A 24,844-nucleotide genomic window follows, 5' to 3' on the forward strand; every position below is an offset into this window, starting at 1 on the left:
AGCGAGATCGAAATGCGCACCACAATAACGACGTGATCGTCTTCTTGTGGTACCGCGCGCGGGAGTGCGCTCGGTAATCACCGCAAGAATGGCGGCCGAGCACCCTCGGACATGGGATGAATAGGGGTATCCCCGCACCCGTTCGCACCGCGCCGAACCATCCGCACCGGACTGTCCCGGCACCCCGCCCGACCCCGTCGCGGCCCGCCCCGCCGTGTCCACCCCCGTCCCCCCGGCTGGCGCCCGCTGTCCACCCTGGCTCGTCCGGTGACCACTTTCCCCAGGTCATGACCTGGGTGGTGTGGTGGTCGCCGCCGATCCGACGTCCACTCTAGCCACTGACGGCCGCGCTGTGTGGGGAATGGACGAACTACCGGACTGTCCACTGTGAAACTTTGACAACACCAACTCGCGTGTTGCCAAAACATTTCCGCTGAATTTCACGAAAGCGGCCAAGTCGCTTGCCGGGTGTGCGCCATCATGGTCTAGTAGAGGCGGCTTGACCTCGCGTTGTCAAGCCATCCCCTTCCGGCCGTCCTGGCGTCGTGGGGCAGCACTGCTGCCATCTTTCGGAGGCATGTAATGGTCCATCTGCCCTTACTTCCCGTAGTGCCCAGACACGTCACCGTCTTCGTGAACTGGGCGTGCAATCTGACCTGCCGGGAGTGCTGGATGTACGGCGACTCCTCGGCCGAGAGCACCTGGCTGGAGGAGGTGAAGGGCGACCAGGTGAGCATCGAGATGTGGACCGCGATCGTCGACGAGCTCGCCGCGGCCGAGGACGGCGTCACCAAGACCTACCTGACCATCATGGGCGGCGAGCCGCTCATGCACCCGGACCTGGTCGAGCTGGTGCGCATCGCCAAGACCCGGATGCCCAACTGCAACCTGGACATGAGCACCAACGCCACCCTGCTGCCGCGCTTCGCCGACAAGCTGGTCGAGGCGGGCATCGATGACGTCTACGTCTCGATCGACGGCCCCACCGCCGAGGTGAACAACCCGATCCGCGGCCGCAAGTCCTTCGAGCGCGCCGTCGCGGGCATGCAGGCGCTGCAGGAGGCGGGCCGCAAGGCGGGCAAGGGCCCCAAGATCGCGCTGAACTTCGTGGTGACCGGCATGAACTACGAGCAGCTGCCGGACATGGTGCGCATGGCCGAGGAGTACGGCATCGACGAGCTGACCGTCGGCCTCGCCAGCTACTTCACCAAGGAGGAGGGCAAGGCCAGCCGCGCCGCCTTCGAGGACGTCACCGGCAGGCCGTTCCTGTCCTGGGCCGGCTACTGCAACGAGCACCAGCACGCCAACATCGACCCGGACAAGCTCGAGCGGCTGCTCACCGAGGCCGAGACCATGTCCGACTCGGTCGAGGTGCTCATCGCCCCGACCCGCTACGACGCCAAGGCCAAGAGCCGGTTCTTCACCAAGGACTGGCGCGGCATCGTGCGCGACAACACCTGCATGAAGCTGTGGGCGCAGACCACCGTGCTGCCCAACGGCGACGTGATCAGCTGCACCACCTTCTCCGACACGGTCATGGGCAACATCAAGGGGTCCAGCCTGCGCGAGGTGTTCCACAACGACACCTACGCCAGGATGCGCGAGACGATCCGCGAGGGACTGCAGCCCATCTGCCACCGCTGTTGCGAACTGAACATGGACATCGACGTCGACCCGGCGCTCTACGCGGCGGCAGCAGAGAGGTGATGATGACCAGCAGCCCCACCACCCAGGCGGTTCCCCAGGTCCGGACGGCGGCCCAGGTCACCAACGCGACCTACCAGGACCTCGACCGGGCCAACAAGGTCTACGGGGACGTCTTCCGGGCCACCTTCGAGTACGTCTACGGCAGCCACATCCCCGGCGACGTCGCCGAGTTCGGTTGCTGGGAGGGGTTCAGCTCGCTGCTGCTGGCCGACCTCATCACCGAGTTCGACGCGCAGACCGACTTCTACACCGCGTTCTTCCCCCGGCGCATCCACGTCTACGACTCGTTCGAGGGCTTCCCCAAGAGCGTCAACCCGGTCGACTCGATCTCCTACGAGGTCGCCGACAGCGGCTACTGGCGCGAGGCCGAGGACGCCTCCCCGCCCGGCACCGAGGAGATGCTGCGCGAGGAGTTCGGCCGCCGCTTCGGCGACAACGGCTGGACCGTCGTGCGCGGCATGTTCACCGAGACGCTGGCCTCGGACCCGCTGCCGGGCGAGGTCGCCATCGCCAACCTCGACTGCGACCTGTACTCCTCGTCGGTCGAGGTACTCGACCACCTGCTCGGCCGCAAGCTGATGCCCGACGGCGCCGTGCTGCTGCTCGACGACTACAACTGCAACCGGGCCAACCCCCGCTTCGGCATGCGCCGCGCCATGCGCGAGTGCTTCGCCCGCACCGACGGGTTCTACGAGTACAGCGAGTTCCTGCGCTACGGCTGGCACGGCCGCGCCTTCTTCGTCCACCGCCTCGGCGACAGCCCCAACCCGGACGGTGCGTGATGACCGTCATCGACGACGCCGCGGACACCGTCCTCGCACTGGTCGTGCGCGGGCACAAGGACCACTCCCTCGAACGCGTCCCCTGTCCGGTGCCCGGGCCAGGGGAGGCACTGGTCGCGGTCACCCACGTCGCCGTGTGCGGCACGGACCTGCGATTACTTCGCGGAACCCTGCACGACGCCGAGTACCCCGTCGTGCCGGGCCACGAGTGGGCCGGGCGCGTGCTGGAGGCGCCGAGCAGGCCGGAACTGGTCGGCAAGGCGGTGGTGGGCGAGGGCATCACGCCGTGTCGCGCGTGTGCCCGCTGCGCGGAGAACAAGTTCAACCTCTGCCTCGACCTCGACGAGGTCGGCTTCACCCGCGCGGGCGCGTTCGCCGAAGCCTTCACACTGCCCGCGGCGAACCTGCGTCCCTTGCCCGAGGGCCTTTCCGGCGCCGAGGGATGTCTGCTGGAGCCGCTGTGCGTCGCGCTGCACGCGGTCGAGCGCGCGCCCGCGGTCGCCGGGCGGGACGTGGGCGTCATCGGTGCGGGCGCGGTCGGGCTGCTGATCGCCCAACTGGCCCGATCCTCCGGCGCCGCGTCGGTGACCGTCGCCGAACCCTCCGAGCACCGCCGGGGCATCGCCGCCGAGTTGGGTGTCGGCTCGGTTGCCTCGCTCGCCGAGTGGACCGGCGACACCCAGCCAGACCTGGTCTTCGACGCCACCGGCGTGGCCGCGGTCTTCCCCCAGGGCATCCAGGCAACCCGCCCCGGTGGCGACTACGTGCTGGTCGGCTACTCCGGCGAGGAGGCGACACACGTGGAACCCAGCGCGATCATGCTGCGCGAGATCTCCGTCCACGGCGTGCTGTCGGGCTTCGACCAGATCGACCGCGCCATCGAGGTGGTCACCAGCGGGGCGGTCCGCCTGGGCCCACTGCTCGGCGAGGCACTGCCGATCGCCGACTACCGAGTCCTGCTCGACGAGTCCGGCGTACCACCGCTGCGCAGCGTCTTCGTCACCGACCACGCCTGATCCGGAAGGAGCGACCGCGGATGTCCCCGCAATCCAGTCCCTTGTGGACATCCGCGGTCGCTGCCATGCCCGCGTGTGGTCGGATTCGGGCTGTTCACAGGGTGGCGCCCTCGTCAGACTTGTCCGAACCGGAAGCGGGTCGACCGCGGATGTCCACGGGGAGCGAGGTTCCCGGGACATCCGCGATCGACCTGTCAACGGCCGGTGGTCTTGTCGTAGACGGCGGCGATGGCGATGGCCACCTGGGCCAGGTCGTAACGGGCGCGCACCGTCTTCGCCGCGCGCTCGGCCGTGTCGGCTCGCCACTTCGGATCGGCCAGCGCCTTCTCGATGCCCTCGGCGAACGCCTCCGGAGTGCGCTCGGGCACCAGCCACCCCAGCTCGCCCTGCTCCAGCACCGTCGCCACCCCACCCACGCCGACCGCCACGATCGGCAGGCCGACGGCCATCGCCTCCAGCATCACGCTGCCGAACTCCTCGTGCAGCGAGGACATCAGCAGCAGGTCCATGCTCCCCATCACCGTGGCGATGTCCTCGTTGGGCAGGTACCCGGTGACCGTGACGAGATCACCGAGCCCGCGCGCGGCCACCTCGGCCTCGAACAGGTCGCGCTCGTTGCCGTCGCCGCAGATCACCCAGTGCACCCCGGACGGGCGCAGCAGCGCCGCGATGTCCAGGATGATCGGCCAGCCCTTCTCCCTGGCGATGCGACCGACGTAGCCGACGACCGGCTTCCCCCGCGGCAGGTCGAGGCGCTCGCGCAGCGCGGCGACGGCCTCGGGGGTGGCGCGGGCGGCGAACGCGTCGGCGTCGATCACGTCCGGGCGCACGGCGAAGCGCTCGGCGGGGACACCGGTGCGCGAGGACAGCACCGGGATCGTGCGCGGGGTCAGCGTGACGGTGTTGGCCGCGGCGCGGATCGCCTTCTTCTCGATCCAGCGGGCCAGCGGCTGCATCAGCCGGTCCAGCGGGGTCATCGGGTGGTAGGTGACGATGATCGAGCAGTGCACCGTCAGCACCAGCGGCGTGCGCAGCACCCTGGTCAGCAACCACCCCAGCAGCGGCGGGATGATCACGCCGCTGCAGTGCACGTGGATCACGTCGTAGCGGCGGCGCTCGCGGATCAGGTGCCACAGCACACCGAGCGCCCACGCGAGGTTCAGGTCGACCATGCCGCGGATGCGCGAACGCAGCGGCAGCACCGGGATCCGCACACCGCGCACCGTGGTGCGCTCGGACAGCGCCCACTCGCGCGGCGCCCCGGGCAGCCGCAGCGTCAGGACGGTCTGCTCGACGCCGAGCTCGGGTTGGGCGTCGAGTTGGCTGGTGAGCCGGTGGATCTGCGACTGCATGCCGCCGATGGCGTCGAACTTCACCGGCCACGACCGGGTCGCCAGCTGCGGCCAGTAGTAGTGCGGCGTCAGCCGCAACACCCGGATCGGGGGTCTTTGCTGATCGATCACAAGTCTGCCTCCGGTTCGACAAGGGGCATGGGAACGGCCGGGAATTCCGACGATGGCCCACGCTATCACCCGGACCGGTCCGCCCGGCCCCTAAATCCACACCCTTTTCGGCCGGGCGCGGAAATAGTGCCGAAAGCGCCCCGGAAGCTCAGTGGATCACGGTATAGTGCGCCTGGAACGGCAGGCGCGGAACAGGGAGTGAACTCGATGGGCAGTGTTGAGGAGACGGCAGCCGAGACGCCGGTGGCGCAGCCGCGGCCGCTGGTGCCCAGGCTGGCCGTCGACGACCTCGTCCCGCACGTGGCCAAGCGCATGGAGGCGCTGGACACCGCGGCCGAGAAGATCAGTCTCGACCTTGGTCTGCTTGAACTGGTGCGCACCAGGGCATCGCAGCTCAACGGGTGCGCGTACTGCACCGACGCGCACGCCGCCGAGGCCATCTCGGCCGGTGAGCACACCCGCAAGCTGCTGAGCCTGCCGGTGTGGCGGGAGGCGCCGTTCTTCACCGAGCGCGAGCGCGCCGCGCTGGGGCTGACCGAGGCCATCACCCGGCTCACCGACGGCCCGGTGACCGACGAGGTGTGGGACACCGCCGCGAAGGCGTTCACCGAGGTGGAATTGGCCGAACTGGTCTGGTCGATCGCGATCATCAACACCTGGAACCGCATCGCGGGCCCGGCCCGCCCGTGGGAAATCGAATAGCGCGCCAGATGTCGAGGGGATAATCGAACATGAGCACTTCGCTATCCCCGGAATCCGGGGCTGCTACAAGCACGCCTTTTATCGGGCGTTTGGCGATGTCCGAGGAAGAGGTTTTCGCCGATTTCGCCGCGCGGGTGCCGCTGGCGGGCGCGGTCGTCGCCGAGATCGGCGGCGCGTTCCCGGTGGCCCTGCTGCACGAGCACGGCGTGGCCCGCTGGTACAGCGTCGACCCGAACCGGGCCGCCCAGACCGATCCCTCCGGGGTGCGCGAGGTGCTGGCCGCGGGCGCGGAGGACATGCCGCTGCCGGACGCCTCGGTCGACGCGGTGTTCTCCTGCAACGCCCTGCAGTTCGTCGACATCGGACCGTCGCTGCTGCAGGCGGCCAGGGTGTTGCGCCCCGGCGGCGTCCTGTACGCGCACTTCGGTCCTATTTGGAGCGCCGTCGACGGGCACCAACTGGAGTACGTGCGCTACCAGGGGCGGGACCTGACGTTCTGGGACGACACACTGCTGCCGCCGTGGTCGCACCTGCTCTACACCCGCGAGGAGTTGCGCGCCCTGCTGCGCACCGGCGTCGAGGACGGCCTGGCCGACGCGGTGGTCGGGCACGTGCACGACAGCACCACCGTGAACCGCGCGTTCTTCGAGGACTACGTGGCGGCCGCGCTCGCCAGCGGGCTCGACTGGATCGAGGTCGCCACCTCCGACCACCTCGACTACGAGATCGCCCCGCCCGCCTACGACGCCGCGCTGACCCGCCCGGTGGACTTGGCCGCGCTCGCCGCCGAGGTGTCCGCCCGCCGCGGCGCGCCGACCCGGCTCGGCGTCCGCGACGTCCTGATGGTCCTGCGCAAACCCAACTACTGAGGGAGAAGCATGAGCGAACTCGCCCTGCTGGGTGGCACCCCGGTGCGCGCACCGCGGCCGTGGCCGAGTTGGCCGCAGTACGACGGCGCGACCGAGGCGTCGCTGCTGGAAGCGCTGCGGTCCCGCCGGTGGGCGGTCAGCTGGCCCACCGACGGCACCCGGTCCCGGGAGCGGCGCTTCGCCGAGGCGTTCGCCGCCTACAACGGCGTCCCGCACGCGGTCAGCGTCGACCACGGCTCCAGCGCGCTGGTCGTGGCCCTGGAGGCGCTCGACATCGGTCCCGGCGACGAGGTGATCGTGCCGGTGATGACCTGGGTCGCGCCGGTCGCCGCGGTGCTGCGGGTCGGGGCGCTGCCGGTGGTCGTCGACGTCGACCCGGAGACCGGCTGCGTCACCCCGGAATCCGTGCGCGCCGCGATCTCCCCGCGCACCAAGGCGATGCTGGTGGTGCACCTGGCCGCCACCGTCGCCGACCTGGACGGGTTCGTGGAACTGGCCGACGAGACCGGGGTCGCGCTGGTCGAGGACTGCGCGCAGGCCCACGGGGCGCAGTGGCGCGGCCGCAAAGTCGGCACGATCGGTGTGTTGGGCTGCTTCAGCTTCCAGGTCGGCAAGGTGCTGGCAGGCGGCGAGGGCGGCGCGGTCATCACCTCCGACGACCGGCTGTACCGGCGGATGCAGCAGCTGCGCGCCGACTCCCGCCGCTACCCCGACGGCGAGCTGGCCGCGGGCGACCTGGAGCTGATCGAGTCCGGCGAGGTCATGGGCGGCAACTACTGCATGTCCGAGCTGACCGCGGGCGTCCTGCTCGACCAACTGCCCCGCCTCGACGGCCAGCACCGGCACCGCGACCGGATGGCGCTCGAGCTGGAGCGCGGGTTGGCGGCGCTGGGTGACTTCTCGGCGATCCCGGTGCCGGAGCAGGCGGACCAGCGGTCGGTGTACGAGTACGGGATCCGGTTCCGGCCAGGCACGTTCGGTGAGGTCCCGGTGGACCGGGTCACCGAAGCGGTCTCGGCTGAGCTCGGGATGGCGCTGTGGCCGCCAGACCTGCCGTTGCACCGCAGCGTGATGCTGCACCCGCACACCAAGAAGCGCTTCAGTCGCGTGTGGACAGAAGAGGGCCGCAAGCGCGCGCTCGGCCGGACCTACCCCGGTGCCGAGGCATACCGCGACAGCACGCTGATCTTCCACCACCAGGCCCTGCTCGGTGACAGCACCGACATGGCCGACCTGGTCAACGCCGTCGCCAAGGTCCGCGACGCGCACAAGGAACTCATCTAGGAGGAGGCCGGGATGGCCGAGGCGATCTGGGACCGCTTCGACGCGCGCGACCGCGTGGCGATCAACTTCACCCTCACCTGCAACCTGGCCTGCGCGCACTGCATCGTCGAGTCCAGCCCGCAGCGCACCGAACGGCTCACCATCGACGAGGTCCGCGCGGCCCTGGACGCCGCGGTCCGCAACGGCAAGAAGCACATCACGTTCAGCGGGGGAGAGGTGTTCCTCTACCCCAAGCAGATGTGCGAGGTCATCGCCTACGGCCGCTCCCTGGGCCTGGTGGTCGACGTGGAGTCCAATGCCTTCTGGGCTCGCGACGAACGCACCGCCAAGCTCAAACTGGAACCCTTCATCGAAGCGGGCATCGCAGGCTTGTCTTTAAGCGCCGACGCCTACCACGTCGCCTACTTCCCGGTCGACCGCACGATCCTGGCCGCTCAAGCAGGCCGCGCGGCAGGTCTCTTGACCGAAATCAACTTCTGTCCCTCCGACCAACACGACGTCGACACCGCCATCAAGGCCGCCCTCGACGCCGCCGGTGAGCCCTACATCGAGAACGAACTCCTCGACCGAGGCCGCGGCAAAGACCTCTTCAACATCGTCGTCAGCCGCCGCATCGACGAACTCCCCGAATGCACCAGCCTCACCACCACCGTCCACGCCACAGGAGACGTCTACGCCTGCTGCGAACTAGACATCTCCACCGACGCCATGAAGCGCACCCCGGTGTTCCTGGGCTCCATCCGCACCCCCAACCCCACCGAACAAGACGAACGCGAACAACTCGTCACCGCGTTCTACGACCCGTCTTCCCCCATCTACTTCCGCCACCTGGTCGCCACCCACCCCCTGTTCCAAGACCTCGCCACCAACCGCTACCAAAACATCTGCGACTTCTGCATGAAGACCCTTCGCGACCCAGCCCGCATCGCCGCCCTCCGCGAAATCCTCAACGCCGTCCCCGCCTAGCTGTCACCGGGTTCGTTGTGCTCGCGCCAAGTCTCGAGGACGCGGCGGTTCATGACGGTGTTCGGGTGGTCGGGCCCTAGGACGCGGTCCAAGTCGGCGACCAGGTCCGGTAGATCCTGAATGGCGTTCGCTCCGTCTCCGGTGGCTGCCCGCCAGGCGAGGAGGGTGGCGCGGGCCTCGAGTGTCTGGGGGTGATCAGGTCCTAGGACCCGGGTGCGATCGTCGTTCAGGTCGGCGTACATCGCCAGCGCCTCCGCGCTGTGCCCGGTTTTGCCGAGCCAGTAAGCCAAGACGTACCGGGTGGACAGAGTCTCGTGGTGGTCGGGTCCCAGGACTCGCTGGGCGTCGGCCAGCAGCTCACGCGCGGCGGTGACGGCTCCGCTCGGATCTCCGGCCGCGCCGCGCCACCGGGCGAGGTGGCCGCGCGTGGTCAACGTGTCCGGGTGGTCGGGACCGAGAACCCGGATCGACTCGGCCGCCAGGTCGGCGAACGCGGCCGCCGCCAGGTCAGCGCGACCCGCTCGCCCGTGGCAGTTGGCGAGGTTGCCGCGCGCGGCGAAGGTCTCGCGGTGGTCGGGCCCCAGGGTGCGAAGTGACGCGGTGACCACGGTGGTGTACGCCTCGATCGCCTGGTCGAAGTCCTCGATGTGGGTGTGCCAGAAGCCGAGGTTCGCCAGGCAGACCAGCGTGTGGTGGTGGTCGGGTCCCAGCAGGCGCAGAGCTTTGGCGTGCAGGTCCCGGTACCGGACCGCGGCCGCGTGCGCTTGCCCGGCGTCGCCGAGGCTGGTGGCCGCCCGGAACAGGACCTGACGGCTCGGGAACGGCCACAGGTGGTCCTCGCAGTTCGCGGCCAAGGCCGCGGTGTTCGCGCGCAACAGCGCGCAGTACTCGGTGTTCCGCTCGATCGCGGGCCAACTGGCCAGCAGTGCACTGGCCACCACCTGGGCCGTCGCGATCACCAGTTTCCGGCCGAGTTGGTCGCGGGTGGCGTGCTGGACCAGGGCGTGCACGCGGGCGATCGAGGCGGAGTCCACCGAGATCAGGTTCACCCGCCGCAGGCACCCCAACGCCCTCGCCGCGCTGTCCGCGTCGGTGGACAGCATGGTCAACACCGGTGCGGCGGTCAGCACCGCCAGCGGGATCCCGGTCGGGGCCAGCACTGACATGATCCCCAGCATCGACCCGGCCAGGTCCGTGGGCGGGAGGCGGTTCGCCGCTTCGATCGAGATGGTCCAGGTGGTGGCGATCCGCGCCCCGGGCCCCGACCAGTCCTCCGGGAACATCTCCGACAGCGCCGCCCGCTTGGTGCGCCACTTGTCGACGTAGCCCAAGCACGTCATCCCCGGTGTCATCGCCAAGTACGCTGCGGCCTGGCTCAGCGCCAGCGGCAGGTGCCCGAGCAGCTCCGCCAGTTCCTCCACCCCGGGCACATCCCCGAGCACACCCCGCAGGTACTCCGCCGACTCCGCCTCGGTGAACACGTCCAACGGCACCAACCGCTGCGTAGCCGTCTGCAGCGCCCACCGCTCATTGCGCCGGGTGGTCACCACCAGCCGCCCATGAGCCCCCGTGTTCGGCCACAGCCCCTTCACGTCCGCCGGGTCCGACACGTCGTCGAACACCAGTAGCCACGTGCGGGTCGTGCTCGCGCACCAGTCCAGGAACTTCTGCGCGCCCTGCTCCGCGTCCTCGATCACCGACTCCGTGACCACCGCGCCCAACTCCGCCAACCCGCTGACCAGGCTCGTCCGCGACGCGGCCGTCACCCATCCCACCAGGTCCACCGACGCCCGGCTCGCGTACTCCGCCGCCGTCTGGGTCTTGCCCACCCCGCCCATCCCCGACAGCACCACCCCGCCGGACACGAGCCCCTCCAGCTCCGGCACCGACCGGGGCTGGAACCCGTCCACCACCACCGGCACCTTCCCCGACCGGTACGGCAACCCGCCAACCGGCCGCGCGACCCCGCCGATCGTCACCGACCCGTGCACCGTGTGGATCTGCGCCGCGACCCCCGACACATCCACATCCAGGCGGTTCAGCTCACCCATGCCCCCATCATCGACCATCCGCCCGTACGCGATACCAGACAGGACGGCCCCAGTCGTCCGCCAGCCTGGCTCGCCCGCCCCACAGGACCAGGTTGCATCGGATGGCTAGGGGCCAGGACCCGGAGCCAGTCGGCCTGCGCTGCCTCGACGGTCTAGTCAGGCTTGAGCCGGATTGCTACGCGTGGCCTGAGGGGTGACAAGCAACTCGCGTTGGCGGGGCCTCACTCGTCGACCAATCCGACCCTTCTGCGCCACAGGGCCAGGCTGCGCCGTGCGGCCAGGATCGCGGGATGTCAGGTCCTAGTACTCGGATCCGGTCGGTGGGTAGTTCGGCTAGGACATGTGCTGCCCCCATGGCTCCGCCAGGCTGTTGCACGTGGCCTTGGGGGTGATGACCAACTCGCGTCGGTGGGCCTCACTCGTCGATCAGCCCGGCCCGTCTGCGCCACAGGGCCAGTTTCTGCCGTGTCGCCAGGGTCGCGGGGTGATCCGGTCCCAGAACTCGGAGCCGGTCAGCGAGTAGTTCGGCCAAGGCATGGGCTGCCCCGGCAGCATCGCCCGATTTCCCCTGATAGATCGCGAGGTTGCTCCGAGTTGCCAGGGTGTGGGGGTGATCCGGCCCCAGCACCCGGAGCCGATCGACGAGCAACTCGGCGAAGGCTTCCGCGACTCCGCTGTGCCCGGCCACACCGCGCCAATAGGCGAGGTTGTTGCGGGTGGTGAGAGTGTCCGGGTGGTCCGGGCCCAGGACCCGAGTTCGATCGTCGAGCAGGCTGGCCAGAGCGTGTACGGCGCCCGCCGCGTCGCCGGTGCGGCCCAGTTGCCTGGCCAGGTTGCTGCGGCTGGTGAAGGTGTCGGGGTGGTCCGGTCCCAGGATGCGAATCCGGTCGGCCAGCAGGTCGGTGAAGGCCTCGGCCGCCTCGGCCAGCTTGCCCGCCTTGTCCAGTTGCCTGGCGAGGTTGCTGCGGCTGGTGAGGGTGTCGGGGTGGTCAGGACCCAGGACCCGCAACCGGTCGGCGTACAGCCGCACGACGGTGTCGTAGGAGCCCGCGAGATCGCCGGCTTGTCGTTGCCAGTAGCCGGTGCTGTTGCGGGTTCTGAAGGTGTCGGGGTGATCAGGCCCGAGGTGCTGTTCGGCAGCCGCGCGTAAGGACTGGAAGTAGGACACTCCCGCCCGCACCTGCCCGGCTTCACCAAGACTGCGGCCCGCGCGCAACAGCAGTTCGTGGCAGCCGGACTGCCACAGGTGGCCGCCGCCGAACTCGGCGAGCACCACTGTGTTCGCCCGCAGCATCGCCGCGTGTTCGGTGTCGCGTTCGACATCCGGCCAGCTCGCGAGTACCGCGTCGGCGACCAGCCGGGTGAGCAGCGCCCACCGCTCGGCAGGCAGCCGCTCTCGGCTGACCTGTTGCACCAGTGCGTGCACCCGCGCGATGGGTCCGCTCGGTTCGGTGTCGACGGTGATCAGGTTGAGTCGGCGGAGGGCGCCGAGGGCACGGGCCGCCTCGTCCACCCCGACCGTCTCGCCGCTGCCGGTCGACAGGTAGGTCAAGATCGGCTCGGCTGTCAGCACGGGTAGCGGGATGCCGTTGGGGTCCAGCATCGACATCACCGACAGCATCGGGCGGGCCAAGCCCGCAGGGGCCAGGTTGTCCGCGGCGTCGATCGAGATCGCCCAGGTCTTGGCGACCGTCTCGGAGCCACCGTCCTCGTCCGGGAACATCTCGCGCAGCGGCGTTCCTCGCCATTTCGCGATGTAGGTCCCGCAGGTCGTGCCCGGGGTCATCTCCAAGTACGCCGCCGCCTGGCTGAGGGCGAGCGGTAGCTGCCCCAGGAGCACGGCCAGGTCATCCGCTCCTGGGGCGTCACCGAGCACGCCACGCAGGTACGCGGCCGATTGGGCCTCGGTGAACACGTCCAGCGACACCAGCCGCCGCGTGGCCGTCTGCAGTGCCCACCGCTCGTTGCGCCGGGTCGTCACCACCAGCCGCCCGGTGCTGCCGGTGGTCGGCCAGAGGTCTTTGACGTCCGCCGGGTCGGCGAGGTCGTCGAACACCACCAGCCACGGGCGGTCGGTGCTCGCGCACCAGTCCAGGAACCGCCGCGCGCCCCGTTCGGCGTCCTCCACCACCGACCCGGTGACCACCGCCCCCAGCTCCGCCAACCCGCTGACCAGGCTCGACCGCGAGGCGGCGGTCACCCACCCGAGCAGGTCCACCGACGCCCGGCCCGCGTATTCCGCCGCCGTCTGGGTCTTGCCGACGCCGCCGAGGCCGGACAGCACCACCCCGCCGCTGACGAGCGACTCCAGTTCCGGCACCAGCCGTGGTTGGAACCCGTCCACCACGGCGGGCACCGCTCCCGACCGGAACGGCAGCCCACTCACGCCCCCACCACCCGCGCCAGGTCGGCGATGTCCGAGCGGGTCACGCGGCAGCAGCCGCCGACGGCCCAGGCGCCTTCTGTTACCCACTCCGCCGCCAGTTCCACCGAGAACCGGGACGGGCCGCTCCAGTCGCCCGTCCAGGATTCGCCGCTGTTGGGGTAGACGACGATTGGTTTGTTGGTGACGGCTCGCGCGACTGCGATGGCAGGCCCCACGTCCGCCGGGGCGCTGCAGTTCACGCCCACCGCCACCACCGACGGGCATTCGGCCGCCACCGCGAACGCCTCGTCCAGCGGCTCGCCCCCGCGCGTGCGCGCCCCCTCGATCGAGTACGTGATCCACGCGGGCACATCGACATCCGCCAATGCCACCGTCAGCGCCGCGGCCTCCACCGCGTCCGGCACCGTCTCGCACGCCAGCAGGTCCGCCCCCGACCCCGCCAGTACCTCCAACCGGGGCCGATGCCAATCCGCCAACTCGGACACCGACAACCCATACCGCCCGCGATACTCGGACCCGTCGGCCAACAGCGCCCCATACGGCCCCACCGACGCCGCCACCCACCGTTGGCGGCCGTCCGCCGCCAACTCCGCGCGGGCAGCCGCGGCCACCTCAACCCCGAGCCGCAACAGGCGTTCAGTGGTTGAGTGGTCGATCCCGTGAGCCGCGAATCCCTCGAACGACGCCTGGTAAGTCGCCGTTGTCACCACGGACGCGCCCGCCTCGTAGAAGGCCCGGTGCGCCGCGACGAGTGCGGCCGGTTCGTCAATGAGCAGGCGGGCGGACCAGAGGGAGTCCGACAGGTCGTGGCCCCAAGAGCGCAATTCCGTGGCCAGGCCACCGTCGAGCACGAGGGGCGATTCGGTCAGGAAGTCCACCCGATCAAGACTACGTCCGGAGAAAGTACGCGTCGGGTCGGTGCACGCCGTTGAAGTCGCAGGCGAGTTCGATGGCGTAGCCGGTGATGTTGCCCAGGACGAACGCGTCGCCCGCGCGCGGGATCGGGGCGCCCTCGCGGACCGGTACCGGTTCCCACTCGTCGAGCCAGTCCTCCTCGAAGCAGCTGCGGCCGCAGATCCGCCACGGCCGGGTGTCGCCGGGGATCAGCGTCCCGAGCACCGGGATCCGGATGTGGTCGGCCCACTGCAGGTGGCTCATCAGGCCGAAGTCCAGCAGCAGCACCACCTGCGTCGGCGTCTCCTTCACGTCCAGCACCTGCGTCACCAGGGCCATGCAGTCGGTCATCCAGAACCGCCCCGGCTCCAGCACGACCTCCACCCCGGCGGGCACCGCGGCCCGCACGGCGGCGAGGAACGGGTCGAGGTCCGCAACCTCCGACAACAGCCCGCCACCCAGGTCGACCGACTCCAGCGACAGCCCGCACGAAGCGGCGGCGTCCGCGATCGCCGACGCCGTGAACACATAGCTCGCGAGGTCGTTCTCCTCGGACCCGTTGTGCGCGTGGATCCACCGCAGCGAGCACGAGTACCGCGCCGCGATGTCACGCGCCAGCGCCAACTGGTCCAACCGGATCCCGAACCGGCTGGGGCGCCACAGCGGCATCCCCTCCGGGATCTCCAGCCCGTCCAGGTTCACCCGCACACCCACCGTCGACCCTGGGCATTCCCGCGCCAGCTCCTCCAACTGCGCCAACGAGTCGCAGTGCCACCGGTCGATCTCCCCGCGCCGGAACGCCTCGAACAGCTCCGCCCGTTCCGCGAACGGCAGTCCTGGCGAGGTGAGGCTGGTGAACGCGCTGGGTGAGGCCTTCCGCGCCGCGGTCACCTCGAACGCGTTGGCGACGTCGAACCCCAGTCCGGCACGGGCCGCGCCCGCCAGGACCTCCGGGTGCGTCGAGGCCTTCACCGCGCACAGCAGGCGGATCTCGTTGCGCTGGGCCGCCGCCGCGCCCGCCGCGTACCGGCGGTCGATCTCGGTCAGGTCCGCCACCAGGCCGAACTCGCCCTCGGCGCACCGGCTCAGCAGCACATCGCGGAAAGCGGGGGAGATCCGCTCATCCGGTACCAGGCCTGCGGTGATCACGTCGGTCATGTCCAGGACTGCTTCCTCGTCAGGTGCTCGGCGATGATCTCGGCGGCCTCGGCGGTGACCGCCGGGTCGTGCATGCCGAAGCAGACGCGCAGGACCGTGTGCGGGTGCCCCTGCGGTCGCGGCGGGTCCTCGGCGGCGTACCAGCTCAGGCCGGTGTAGTGGAAGCCGAAGCTCGCCGACTTCCACACCGGGATCGACCGCTCCGCCGCGTGTTGCTCCACCCGGGTGAGTTCGGCGTCCAGGTCGTCCCACAGCGGCCAGGTCGGCGGGCCCCCGATCGGCTCAGGACCGGGCAGCTCCAGCATGTGGATCTCGACGAAGCAGCGGTGTTCGTTCTCCTCGACGGTGTAGCGCGCGCTGTCGAGTCGTTCGGTCAGCACCGCGCCTGCCAGCACGTTCGCCGCGCGCAGGTGCCGGTTCGCGCGGGCGGACAGGCGTTCCTCGGGTAAGTCGACCGCGGCTAACAGGCGCAGCGTCGAGGGCGATACACAGGCACCGGTGACGGCGAGGGCGTCGGCGAAGAACCGCTGCATGCCCTCCAACCACAGCGGACCCTCGCCGGTGTTGGCCGCGGTGGTGACCATCGCGACCGAGCCGAGCGAGCACAGCTCCAGGCCGAGTTGGTCGAGCTTGGCGTGGCTGCGCAGCACGATGAGCGTGGTGTTCAGGTCCGCGCGAACGACCGGTGGCTCCACAGTGGACTCGCGGTGGCCCTCGACGGTCTCGAACGGGTTGTCCGCCGAGGACGCGCAGGTGTTGTCCCACAGGACGCTGCCGACCTTGCCCGGGTCCAGTTCGCGCAGCACCCGGGTCAGCGCCTCGGCGCCACCGTCGGGGCGGCTGGAGTCGAGGAACACCGTGACCGGGTCCTCGGCGGCGTGCGCGGCGGCGAGCAGGTCACCCACGGTGTCGTGCTTGCGGACCTCCACCCCGGACAGCCGCGCCATGTGGAACAGGATCTCGGTCTCGTGGTAGAGCCGGTTGGTGAGCACCACGTGCCGCCGCCCGCGCTCACCGGCCATCCGCGCCACCGCGATCAGCCACGCCGTGATCGCGGCCATCCCGTTGCGCGCGTACCAGGTCTCGACCTCGCAGTCCGCACCCCGCACCCAGCTGTACGGGCGGGCCAGCGGCGACTCCGGGGGGAAGCGGACCTCGGCGCGCTCGTAGTCGTAAGTGCACACGGCCTCGTCCACGCCGCTCGGGTCACCGATGTAGGACAGCGAGTTGCGCCACGACCCGTCGCTGTCCGCGGTGCGCAACACCAGTTGCCGCACCGCGAACCCGCGCTGCACGGCGGTCAGCAGCGGCACCTCGGCGCCGCCCGCGAGTTCGGCCCACCACGCGGCCTCGTCGAGCAGCCGGTCCGTCGCGCTGGGGTGCGCGCCCGCGAGCAGCAGCCGCAGCAGGTGCGCGACCTCCTCGGCCATCCGCTCGAGCTGGGTCGGGTCGCCGGTCGCGGCCACGGGTGACGACGCGGTCGCCATCGGTCGGGTCACTCGATCACACCTCGGGTTCGGTCAGGGCGGGTCGGCACCGGGGGTGGTGGTCCGCGCAGAGCAGCGGATCTGGGCCACCAGGAGTAACGCCGCACCGGTCGGGGGTGGACGGATCGCCAGCGTAGCAAGAGGATCGCCGCCGTCGAGCGGTTTCGGTCCACTTCGGCCGGACGCGAAGGACGCCGTCCACATCGCACCGGCCGAGCACCGGCCGGGCGCCAGCCGACCCCGTCGCGCCAATTCGCCCCGACGGCCGCCGCCGGTTGCTATCATCGGCACAGCGCCGACGCCACCCTGGCTTTCGTCAGTTCACGAACCAGGTTCCCGTTCGGTGTTCGTGACCGCTCATCGCGGGCGCGTGATCCGCGGGGGCCCCAGGTCACCGACGAGTCGATCGGGCTCGTCGTGGCGTGGTGTGGCCCTTCCCGCACACCCCCGGTCCGACCGGGGGTGAGGGCTACCTCCTTCGGGGTGCGCGAACCACGTGCCACCCCGACACGACGTGACCTTTGGGGATGAGATGGGATCGAAGACCGACTTCGCGGGCTGGTGGCGCAAGGCGCGCGGGCGGGCCGCGCTGACCGAGCACCTGGACACCACCACTGACGCGGGCGTGCGACTCGATGACACCCACGGCGCGGTGGACGCGGACTTCGTGGCACTGGGCCTGGGCGGCACCAACATGATGGCGATGCTGTGGAGCGTGGCCATGGGCCGCCGGGTGGTGGGCGTGGAACTGCGCGGCGACCCGGCGCTGGGCGTGCACTGGAACATCCGCGAGGACTTCTACCACCACCTGGGCCTGATCGACCAGCTGATGGCCGAGCGCTACCCCGAGGAGCGCTTACCGCGCCGCGGCGACGGACGGCTGTTCAAGCTGCGCGAGACGTTCTACACCCCGCACACCGAGCCCGGCGGCATCTACACCGACGAGGTCATCAGCGGGTTCCTCAGCTCGCTGGGCGACGAGACGCACGTGGCGGGCCTGATCCACCACACCGAGTTCATCGACGACCGGTGGGCCGACGGCAAACCCACCCGGGTGCTGACCATCACCGACCCGCCCCGCCCGCCGGAGTGCCACGACCCGTCCAAGATCGGTCGCGACATCGCCGACGTGCTCGACGGGCCGTCCACCTTCCAGATCGGCGCCTCCGAGGCGCTGGTCATGATGCGCCGCTTCCTGGAGATCATCGAGGAGATGGACCTGGCCGCGGGCGTCGAGCCCCGGGTCCGGTTGTTCCTGTCGCACCGCGTGGTCACCAGCGACCCGGGCGACGAGGGCTACGTCAAGTGGTTCCGCCAGGAGGAGGGCTTCACCGGCCTGCCCGACGGCCGCAAGTCGCTGCGCATCGAGGCGGTGCGCGAACTGGACTACAAGGGCAAGTTCCGCCGGGTGCGGGTGCCCGGCACCGAGGTGCTCGACCTCGGCACCCCCGAGCTGTTCATGATCGCCCAGGGCTTCAACAGCGACGACGCCGAGCGGTTGGGCTTCAAGCAGGAGGACGTCAAGGTCGACCACCACGACGGCCGCGGCGCCGTGGTCGCCCAGGCCGACTACCTGGCCGGGCTGATGGAACTCAACGTGCACGGCAGGTTGCGCCGCCGCATCGCCTCGGAGTTCGACAAGGACGGCCACGAGTACTGGGTGCGCCAGATCGCGGTGGGCCACGAGGACGACCCCGAGGTCGGCTGGATCCTGGTGCAGGTCCCCGACTTCAAGACCTTCGACCCGGTGCTGGCCGGGCTCGTGCAGCCGGGCACCGACCGCAAGTCCAAGGAGTACCTGGGCGCGCACCAGCACCTGCTGCGCGAGTTCTACCTGGAGCAGGTCGCGCTGATCACCGAGATCCCGGTGCACGAGCTCGACGAGATCCAGATGCCCTACGGGCCCAAGCTGTTCAGCCTGGTCGAGCGGGTCGGCGCGGACGCGCAGGTCGCCACCAACGGCGTGGTCGCCGGGGACTCCTTCGGCAACGGGCACTTCCTCACCAGCGGCGGCGCGATCACCGGCATGGTCGGGCATTCGTCGCGGGTCTACCAGTACTGGCTCGACCGCGACGCGGGCACCGCGCCCGAGGTCGCGATCCGCGACCTGGCCGCCGCCATCAAGAAGGACACCGACGGCTGGCTGCACGTCAGCGCGCAGGAGTTCAGCCAGGCCGTGCCGATCAACTTCGGCCAGGAGCGGATCGCCGCGATCGAGAAGCAGACCGGGCGCTCCAGCAGCCTGCGCGCGCACACCATCGACGCGACCCGCCGCCACCGGCACTCGTTGGTACCGCTGAACCCGTCGGACTGGCGCCGCCTGGTGATCTACGCGGGCAGGCTGCACACCCACGACCTGCCGCCGCTGCTCGACACCCACCCGCTGTGCCGCGACACCGACGAGGTGCTGGTCGCGGACCCGGCCATGAGCGGTTCGGCGACCGGCGGCATGACCGGCGGCATGACCGACGACATGGCGGGTGCGGCGCGATCGTGAACGAGCAACCGAACCCCGAGTTCGTCCAGCGCCCCAAGGGCGACGCCTTCGGGTCGCTGGGCGAGACCGTCGTCGCGCGCACGCTGAGCGCCGGACCGCTGCGCACCCTGCGCGAGCGGCAGAAGGCCCTCGTGGTGCTGTGCGTGGGCACCCTGATGATCATCCTGGACGCGTCGGTGGTCAACGTCGCGCTCCCGTCCATCCGCGCCGACCTCGACTTCACCGAGTCGCAGCTGGCCTGGGTGGTCAACGCCTACCTGGTCCCCTTCGGCGGCCTGCTGCTCTTCGGCGGCAGGCTCGGCGACATCGTCGGTGCCAAGCGCGTCTTCATGGGCGGGTTGAGCCTGTTCGCGGTCGCCTCCGTCCTGTGTGGAGTCTCCGGCAGTCAGGAGATGATCATCGGCGCCCGGTTCCTGCAGGGTGTCGGTGGTGCGCTCGCCACCTCCGTGGTGCTCGGCATGATCGTGTCGATGTTCCCCAAGCCCAAGGAGCAGAGCAAGGCTTTGGCGTTCTACGCCTTCGTCGCCTCCGCGGGCGCCGCGATCGGCCTGCTGGTCGGCGCGCTGCTCACCGAGGGCATCGACTGGCACTGGATCTTCTTCGTCAACGTGCCGATCTGCGCGGTGACACTGCTGTTCGCGGGCAGGCTCCTCAACGACCGCCGCGACTCCGGCACCGTCGGCGTGGACGTCACCGGCTCCGTGCTGGTCGTCGCCTCGCTGATGCTGTGGGTCTACACCATCGTCCAGGCGGTCGACCACGGCTGGACCTCCGGTCGCACGCTCGGCTTGGCTGGCGCGGCGTTGGTTCTGCTCATCGGGTTCGGGATCCGGCAACGGCTGGCCAAGCACCCGCTGGTGCCGCCGGAGATCTTGTTGGCGCGCAACGTGACCTGGACGAATGTGACGCTCGCGTTGGCGGTCACCGGTCCGACGGCGACGTTCTTCTTGGGCGCGCTGTACTTGCAGCAGGTGCGGCGGTTCAGCGTGGTCGAGGTGGGCCTGTCGTTCTTGCCGGTCGCGATCACCATCGCCGCGGTCACGCTGAAGTTGGCGCCCAAGGCGATGCGCAAGATCGACCCCAAGCAGGTCATGGTGCTCGGGCTGGCCGTGATGACGGCGGGGCTCGGTCTTTTGGCGTTCATCCCGGTCGACGGTGTGTACGTCGCACATGTGCTGCCCGGTTTGGTGTTGATCGGCCTGGGCACAGGTTTCGCCGTGCCAGCAACGTTGGCGGCCGCTGTGGCGGGCGCGACTCGGTTTGACGCCGGTGTCCGCTCGGGCCTGGTGAACACCACGCAGCAGTTGGGTGCCGCGGTTGGGCTCGCCGTGCTCGCCACGGTCGCCACTGCGCGCGCCAAGGACCAGGTCACCGGGGGAGTGGCGCTCGACGCGGCGCTCACCAGCGGGTACAGCCTGGCGTTCCTGGTCGGTGCGGGGATCACCTTGGCCGCGTTGGTGGTCGCGGCGGTGCTGGTCAAGCCCGCGGTGCCGAAGACAGCGCCGACCGAGCTCGACCCGACCCGCCGGTCCACCCCGATCGAGGAGAAGGTCACCCTCGCCGGGGCCAAGGACGCCGACTTCCTCGCGCTGGGCCTCAGCGGCGCGAACATGACCGCGATGCTGTGGTCGATCGCGATGGGCAAGCGCGCTGTGGGCGTCGACCTGCGCGGCGACCCGTACGTCGCGGTCATGCACTGGAACATCCGCGAGGACATGTACCACCACCTCAGCGAGATCGACCGGCTGATGATGGAGCGCTTCGGCGAGGACCGCGTCCCGCGCCGCGGCGACGGGTCGCTGTTCCTGCTGGGGGAGTGCTTCTACAACCCCGATCCGGAGAGCCCCGGCGACGCGCGCGCCGACGAGGTCGTGTCCGGGTGGACACCCGAGTCGCACATCGCCGGTGTGGTGCAACGGGTCGAGTTCATCGACGACCGCTACGCCGACGGAAAGCCCATGCGCAGCGTCGAGTCGCTCGGCTCGTACGACGCGCCGATGGTGCCGGACCCGAGTCGCATCGGCCGGGACATGGGCGAGGTGTTGCGGGAGCGGTCGGCTTTCCAGACCGGGGCCCAGGAACTGCTGATCATCCTGCGCCGCTACCTCAAGGCGATTGAGAAGATGGACCTCGCGGCCGGGGTCGAGCCCCGGTGCAGGCTGTTCCGCTTCCACCGGGTCGTCGAGCAGACCAAGCGCCGCCGCGGCGAGCCCGACGGGTTCACCCGCGACGCCGACGGTCGGGTGCGCGTGCACATCGAGGCCATCCGGGAGATGGACGGCAAGCGCAGCTACGGGCGGGTCCGCGCGCCGGGGACGAAGGTCATCGACCTCGGGGTGCCGGAGTTGTTCATGGTCGCCGAGGGCCTGCACAGCGTGGACGCCAAGCGGTTGGGCATGGAGTTCGAGCACCGGATGCTCGACCACGGCGACGGTCGCGGTCCTGTTCGCGCGCAAGGCGATTACCTCGTCGGGTTGATGACGATCTACGTCGACAGCCGGATGCGCCAGCGCGTCGCTTCAGAGTTCGACCGCGACGGCAACGAGTACTGGGTGCGCCAAGCCGCGATCGGGCACGAGGACGACGCCGAGATCGGCTGGATCGCCGCGGAAGTGCCGGACTTCCGCACGTTCGACCCGATCCTGGGCGGGCTCGTGCCCGAGGGCACCGACCACGACTCGCCGGAGTACTTCGCCGGTTACCAGCACCTGATCCGCGACTACTGGCTGCGGCAGGTCTCGATCATCACCGAGATCCCGCTCAGCGACGTCCGGCGCACCAGCATCGCCTCCACCCCGACGCTGTTCACGGTCGAGGCGAAGTCCGGTGTGGACGCGCTGGTGGCGCGCAACGGCGTGGTGGCAGGGGATTCCTTCGGCAACGGTGACTTCTTGACCAGTGGTGGCATCAACACCGGCATCCTCGGGCACGCCGCCCGAGTGCTGACCTACTGGCGCCGCCGAGCCGACGGCGCCGACACCGACTCGGCTATCCGGGAGCTGGCCGACGGGATCAAGGCCGACACCGAGGCGTGGATCGATGTCAGCGTGCCCAACTTCGCCCAACCGGCGCGGGCCTGCGCGAACCCGGTGGCACGCCACCAGGTGATCGAGGCGACCCGGGCGCACCGGCGCGCGATCGCCCCGGTCAACCACCGCGACGAGTGGAGTCGTATCAACGTGTTCGTCGGCAGGCTCTACAGCTACGTCCTGCCCGAGCTGCTGCCGACCCACCCCGCGACCCGCCCGGAGAACGCCGACGCCCCCGCCTTGTCGATGACCGGCCTGGCCTCGGTCAACGCGGCGACGGGTCGCGACGACCCGCCGCCCTACCGCAATGAAATGCCCGGGATGGCGATGTCGGACGGGTGATCCTGTCCGGGCGGAGCGGTTCTTCGTTAATACGCGCGAAACGTGTCGGTGGACCGTCCACTGTGGGTATGGTGGTGCGGAGCGAGCCTATCGGCGCGATTTCCGCCACTGCCGGTGTCGACCTTAGCGACGGGTGCCCATGTCCAATTCAGCAGTCGATTCCTCTGATCTCCCGACCACCTTCGACACCATTGTCGTCGGCAACGGTGGCCTCGGTCTCTCGCTCGGGCTGGTGCTGGCCAGGCGGGGACTGCGGGTCGCCGTCGTCGGCGAGGTCGGGCGACCGCTGGCGGCGTCGGTGGCGGCCGGGGCGATGAACGGCTGCTTCGGCGAGGTCACCCCGACGCTGATGCGCAGCGAGTACGGCCGGTTGAAGCTGGCCATGGACGTGCGCGCGACGAGCATGTGGGACCAGTGGGCGCAATCGCTGATCGAGGAGTCCGACGAGGCCCGCATCCGCAGCGCCAACGGCACCATCGTCATCCTCAACACCATTGGCGTGCCGGGGATCGACAGCGCCGGGTACGCTGCGATCCGGCAGGCGATGCAGGACTACAAGGAGCCGTACGAGGACCTCGAGCCGGAGGACATCACCTGGCTCGAGCCGGAGCCGAAGTCCCGCCCGCTCAAGGCGATGTTCATCCCCGGCGAGCACGCCGTCGACACCCCGGCTCTGCTGCGGGCCCTGCCGACGGCGTTCTCCCGGGCGGGCGGCACGCTCGTCGACTCGCATGTGGACAGAGTGATCGTCGAAGGCGGCCGGGCGACCGGCGTGGTGCTGCGTGGCGAGGGCAAGGTGCTCTCCGCCGACAACGTCGTGCTCGCCGCGGGCGTCTCCTCGCACGACCTGCTGTCCGCTGTGGACCCCGAGATCCGCGACAAGATCCCCTCGATGGTCGCCGGTGGCGGTGTGTCGCTGCTGGTGCGCACCGAGAACGGGCTGATCCCGGACTCGGTCATCCGCACCCCGAACCGCGCGTTCGCCTGCGGCCTGCACGTCGTCCCCCGCGGCGACGGGGTCATCTACCTCGGTGCCACCAACGAGGTGTTGCCCAAACCGATCTCCACCGCCGCCATCGGTGAGGTCAACCTGCTGCTCAGCGGCATCCGGCAGATGCGCGCGGACCTCGTCAACGGTCACATCCTCAAGATCAACGTTGGCAACCGCCCGATCCCGCTGGACGGCTTCCCTCTGCTGGGCAACGCCGGGGTCGACGGCCTCTGGCTCATGACCGGCACCTACCGCGACGGCTTACACCAATCCCCGATGCTCGCCCAAGAAATCGCCGCCAGAATCCTCGGCGAGCCGTACGACACGGACTTGGACGTGTTCACCCCCGTCCGCCCGCCGCTGCAATCAATGACGCGCGAAGAAGCCCTCGAAACCGCCGTGACCCACACCATGGCCGTCGGCGTCGAACACGACTGGCACCTCCCCGAGGACTTCCCGCCCCTCATCGAGGAACAGTTCCGCCGCTCGTTCCGCCAGGTCCTGGACGAGATGGACCACGACTTCGTGCCCCCGCCGGAACTCCTGTTCTTCGTCGAGGACGAGATCCACGAGGCCCTGCAGCGCTACTACAACGCCCACCGCTGAGCATCCGGAGGCCCCTCCATGTGGCGCACCCCCGCGATCACCCGCACCCCTTTCCCCGCCGAGGGTGACGACCTGTTGTTCGCCTGGCTCGACCACAAACGCGAGACCTTCCTCTACAAGATCTCCGACCTCGACCGCCCCGCCCTCCAAACCGCCAACGTCGAACCGTCCAACCTTACGTTGCACGGCCTCATGCGCCACATGGCCGACAACGAGCGCTGGATCCACCGCCTCTTCACCGGCGCCCCCGCCGAAGACTGCTTCTTCACCGACGACAACCCCGAAGCCGCCTTCACCGACCTGGCCAACGCCGACCCCGAAGCGGACTACGCCACTCTCCTGGCAGAGATGGCCGCCGTCCGCACCGCGCTCCCCACCCGCGACCTGGACGACACCGCAGTCGACGAAGACGGCGACAAGATGACCCTCCGCGTAGCCGTCCTCCACGTCCTGGAGGAGTACTCCCGCCACACCGGCCACGCCGACCTAATCCGCGAACGCCTAGACGGCTCTGTCGGCCACTGATCTCCCGGTAGTCCGAAACCGGTAGCGCTAGAGCGGTCTCCGAGGTGTGATGGCTGAAGTAGTCGATCAGCACCGCGGCGGCTACGTGG

Annotated in this window: 17 protein-coding genes; 11 read left to right on the top strand and 6 right to left on the bottom strand. The window is 69.8% G+C overall.

What is annotated here, in order from left to right; translation table 11 throughout:
- Nucleotides 1–609: 609 nt before the first annotated feature.
- Genes LV75_RS25235 through LV75_RS25245 form a run of 3 tightly spaced genes read left to right on the top strand, consistent with a single transcriptional unit; the run spans nt 610 to nt 3,505 of the window.
- Complete coding sequence (locus LV75_RS25235) at nt 610–1,707, top strand: radical SAM protein (RefSeq protein WP_253889493.1); 1,098 nt, start codon at nt 610–612, stop codon at nt 1,705–1,707.
- Between the two features lie 2 nt (nt 1,708–1,709).
- Nucleotides 1,710–2,489 (top strand): TylF/MycF/NovP-related O-methyltransferase, encoded by a 780-nt coding sequence (locus tag LV75_RS25240; protein WP_253889494.1) that lies wholly within the window; start codon nt 1,710–1,712, stop codon nt 2,487–2,489.
- Entirely contained in the window at nt 2,489–3,505 is a 1,017-nt protein-coding gene (locus LV75_RS25245) for a zinc-dependent alcohol dehydrogenase (protein ID WP_253889495.1), read from the top strand. The genes LV75_RS25240 and LV75_RS25245 overlap by 1 nt, the downstream gene beginning before the upstream one ends.
- 194 nt (nt 3,506–3,699) lie before the next feature.
- Here LV75_RS25245 and LV75_RS25250 read toward each other — a convergent pair whose 3' ends face one another.
- A complete protein-coding gene (locus LV75_RS25250) occupies nt 3,700–4,968 on the bottom strand; it encodes a glycosyltransferase family 4 protein (RefSeq protein ID WP_253889496.1) in 1,269 nt (422 codons plus the stop codon).
- Nucleotides 4,969–5,175: 207 nt separating this feature from the next.
- On the opposite strand from LV75_RS25250, the gene LV75_RS25255 reads away from it, so the two are divergent.
- Genes LV75_RS25255 through LV75_RS25270 form a run of 4 tightly spaced genes read left to right on the top strand, consistent with a single transcriptional unit; the run spans nt 5,176 to nt 8,789 of the window.
- Nucleotides 5,176–5,670 carry a carboxymuconolactone decarboxylase family protein gene (locus tag LV75_RS25255; RefSeq protein ID WP_253889497.1) on the top strand — a complete coding sequence of 165 codons (495 nt, stop codon included), beginning with the start codon at nt 5,176–5,178 and terminating at the stop codon, nt 5,668–5,670.
- Nucleotides 5,671–5,699: 29 nt separating this feature from the next.
- Entirely contained in the window at nt 5,700–6,539 is an 840-nt protein-coding gene (locus LV75_RS25260) for a class I SAM-dependent methyltransferase (protein WP_253889498.1), read from the top strand.
- Nucleotides 6,540–6,548: 9 nt separating this feature from the next.
- On the top strand, nt 6,549–7,823 hold the full coding sequence (locus LV75_RS25265; RefSeq protein ID WP_253889499.1) for a DegT/DnrJ/EryC1/StrS family aminotransferase: 1,275 nt from the start codon (nt 6,549–6,551) through the stop codon (nt 7,821–7,823).
- Nucleotides 7,824–7,835: 12 nt separating this feature from the next.
- On the top strand, nt 7,836–8,789 hold the full coding sequence (locus LV75_RS25270) for a radical SAM protein (protein WP_253889500.1): 954 nt from the start codon (nt 7,836–7,838) through the stop codon (nt 8,787–8,789).
- Here the strand turns inward: LV75_RS25270 and LV75_RS25275 are convergent.
- The 5 genes from LV75_RS25275 to LV75_RS25295 all read right to left on the bottom strand — a co-directional run bounded on the left by LV75_RS25275 (nt 8,786) and on the right by LV75_RS25295 (nt 16,777).
- Nucleotides 8,786–10,840, bottom strand: a complete 2,055-nt coding sequence (locus LV75_RS25275) for a tetratricopeptide repeat protein (protein WP_253889501.1) — start codon at nt 10,838–10,840, stop codon at nt 8,786–8,788. The two genes, LV75_RS25270 and LV75_RS25275, sit on opposite strands and share 4 nt — an antisense overlap.
- Before the next feature lie 415 nt (nt 10,841–11,255).
- The gene (locus LV75_RS25280; protein WP_253889502.1) at nt 11,256–13,226 is read right to left on the bottom strand and encodes a tetratricopeptide repeat protein; all 1,971 of its coding nucleotides are present in this window, start codon (nt 13,224–13,226) and stop codon (nt 11,256–11,258) included.
- Nucleotides 13,223–14,104 (bottom strand): homocysteine S-methyltransferase, encoded by an 882-nt coding sequence (gene mmuM / locus LV75_RS25285; protein WP_253889503.1) that lies wholly within the window; start codon nt 14,102–14,104, stop codon nt 13,223–13,225. The genes LV75_RS25280 and mmuM overlap by 4 nt, the downstream gene beginning before the upstream one ends.
- Before the next feature lie 10 nt (nt 14,105–14,114).
- Nucleotides 14,115–15,278, bottom strand: a complete 1,164-nt coding sequence (locus tag LV75_RS25290; RefSeq protein WP_253889504.1) for a hypothetical protein — start codon at nt 15,276–15,278, stop codon at nt 14,115–14,117.
- Nucleotides 15,275–16,777: a hypothetical protein gene (locus tag LV75_RS25295; protein ID WP_253889505.1), complete on the bottom strand. Its 1,503-nt coding sequence runs from the start codon at nt 16,775–16,777 to the stop codon at nt 15,275–15,277. The genes LV75_RS25290 and LV75_RS25295 overlap by 4 nt, the downstream gene beginning before the upstream one ends.
- A gap of 520 nt (nt 16,778–17,297) precedes the next feature.
- Between LV75_RS25295 and LV75_RS25300 the strand changes: the two genes are divergently transcribed.
- The 4 genes from LV75_RS25300 to LV75_RS25315 all read left to right on the top strand — a co-directional run bounded on the left by LV75_RS25300 (nt 17,298) and on the right by LV75_RS25315 (nt 24,755).
- The gene (locus tag LV75_RS25300) at nt 17,298–19,262 is read left to right on the top strand and encodes a hypothetical protein (protein WP_253889506.1); all 1,965 of its coding nucleotides are present in this window, start codon (nt 17,298–17,300) and stop codon (nt 19,260–19,262) included.
- The gene (locus tag LV75_RS25305) at nt 19,259–22,633 is read left to right on the top strand and encodes an MFS transporter (protein ID WP_253889507.1); all 3,375 of its coding nucleotides are present in this window, start codon (nt 19,259–19,261) and stop codon (nt 22,631–22,633) included. The genes LV75_RS25300 and LV75_RS25305 overlap by 4 nt, the downstream gene beginning before the upstream one ends.
- Nucleotides 22,634–22,772: 139 nt before the next feature.
- On the top strand, nt 22,773–24,230 hold the full coding sequence (locus LV75_RS25310; protein ID WP_253889508.1) for an NAD(P)/FAD-dependent oxidoreductase: 1,458 nt from the start codon (nt 22,773–22,775) through the stop codon (nt 24,228–24,230).
- 18 nt (nt 24,231–24,248) lie between these two features.
- On the top strand, nt 24,249–24,755 hold the full coding sequence (locus tag LV75_RS25315) for a mycothiol transferase (RefSeq protein WP_253889509.1): 507 nt from the start codon (nt 24,249–24,251) through the stop codon (nt 24,753–24,755).
- The last annotated feature ends 89 nt before the right edge of the window (nt 24,756–24,844 follow it).

Source organism: Actinokineospora diospyrosa (assembly GCF_024171925.1).
GTDB classification, from domain to species: domain Bacteria; phylum Actinomycetota; class Actinomycetes; order Mycobacteriales; family Pseudonocardiaceae; genus Actinokineospora; species Actinokineospora diospyrosa.

What these genes read in the sequence shown, in the direction of transcription:
- LV75_RS25240 (WP_253889494.1), top strand. Translation starts at nt 1,710, where the DNA reads ATGACCAGCAGCCCCACCACCCAGGCGGTTCCCCAGGTCCGGACGGCG.
- LV75_RS25245 (WP_253889495.1), top strand. Translation starts at nt 2,489, where the DNA reads ATGACCGTCATCGACGACGCCGCGGACACCGTCCTCGCACTGGTCGTG.
- LV75_RS25255 (WP_253889497.1), top strand. Translation starts at nt 5,176, where the DNA reads ATGGGCAGTGTTGAGGAGACGGCAGCCGAGACGCCGGTGGCGCAGCCG.
- LV75_RS25260 (WP_253889498.1), top strand. Translation starts at nt 5,700, where the DNA reads ATGAGCACTTCGCTATCCCCGGAATCCGGGGCTGCTACAAGCACGCCT.
- LV75_RS25265 (WP_253889499.1), top strand. Translation starts at nt 6,549, where the DNA reads ATGAGCGAACTCGCCCTGCTGGGTGGCACCCCGGTGCGCGCACCGCGG.
- LV75_RS25270 (WP_253889500.1), top strand. Translation starts at nt 7,836, where the DNA reads ATGGCCGAGGCGATCTGGGACCGCTTCGACGCGCGCGACCGCGTGGCG.
- LV75_RS25275 (WP_253889501.1), bottom strand. Translation starts at nt 10,840, where the DNA reads ATGGGTGAGCTGAACCGCCTGGATGTGGATGTGTCGGGGGTCGCGGCG.
- LV75_RS25290 (WP_253889504.1), bottom strand. Translation starts at nt 15,278, where the DNA reads ATGACCGACGTGATCACCGCAGGCCTGGTACCGGATGAGCGGATCTCC.
- LV75_RS25300 (WP_253889506.1), top strand. Translation starts at nt 17,298, where the DNA reads ATGGGATCGAAGACCGACTTCGCGGGCTGGTGGCGCAAGGCGCGCGGG.
- LV75_RS25310 (WP_253889508.1), top strand. Translation starts at nt 22,773, where the DNA reads ATGTCCAATTCAGCAGTCGATTCCTCTGATCTCCCGACCACCTTCGAC.
- LV75_RS25315 (WP_253889509.1), top strand. Translation starts at nt 24,249, where the DNA reads ATGTGGCGCACCCCCGCGATCACCCGCACCCCTTTCCCCGCCGAGGGT.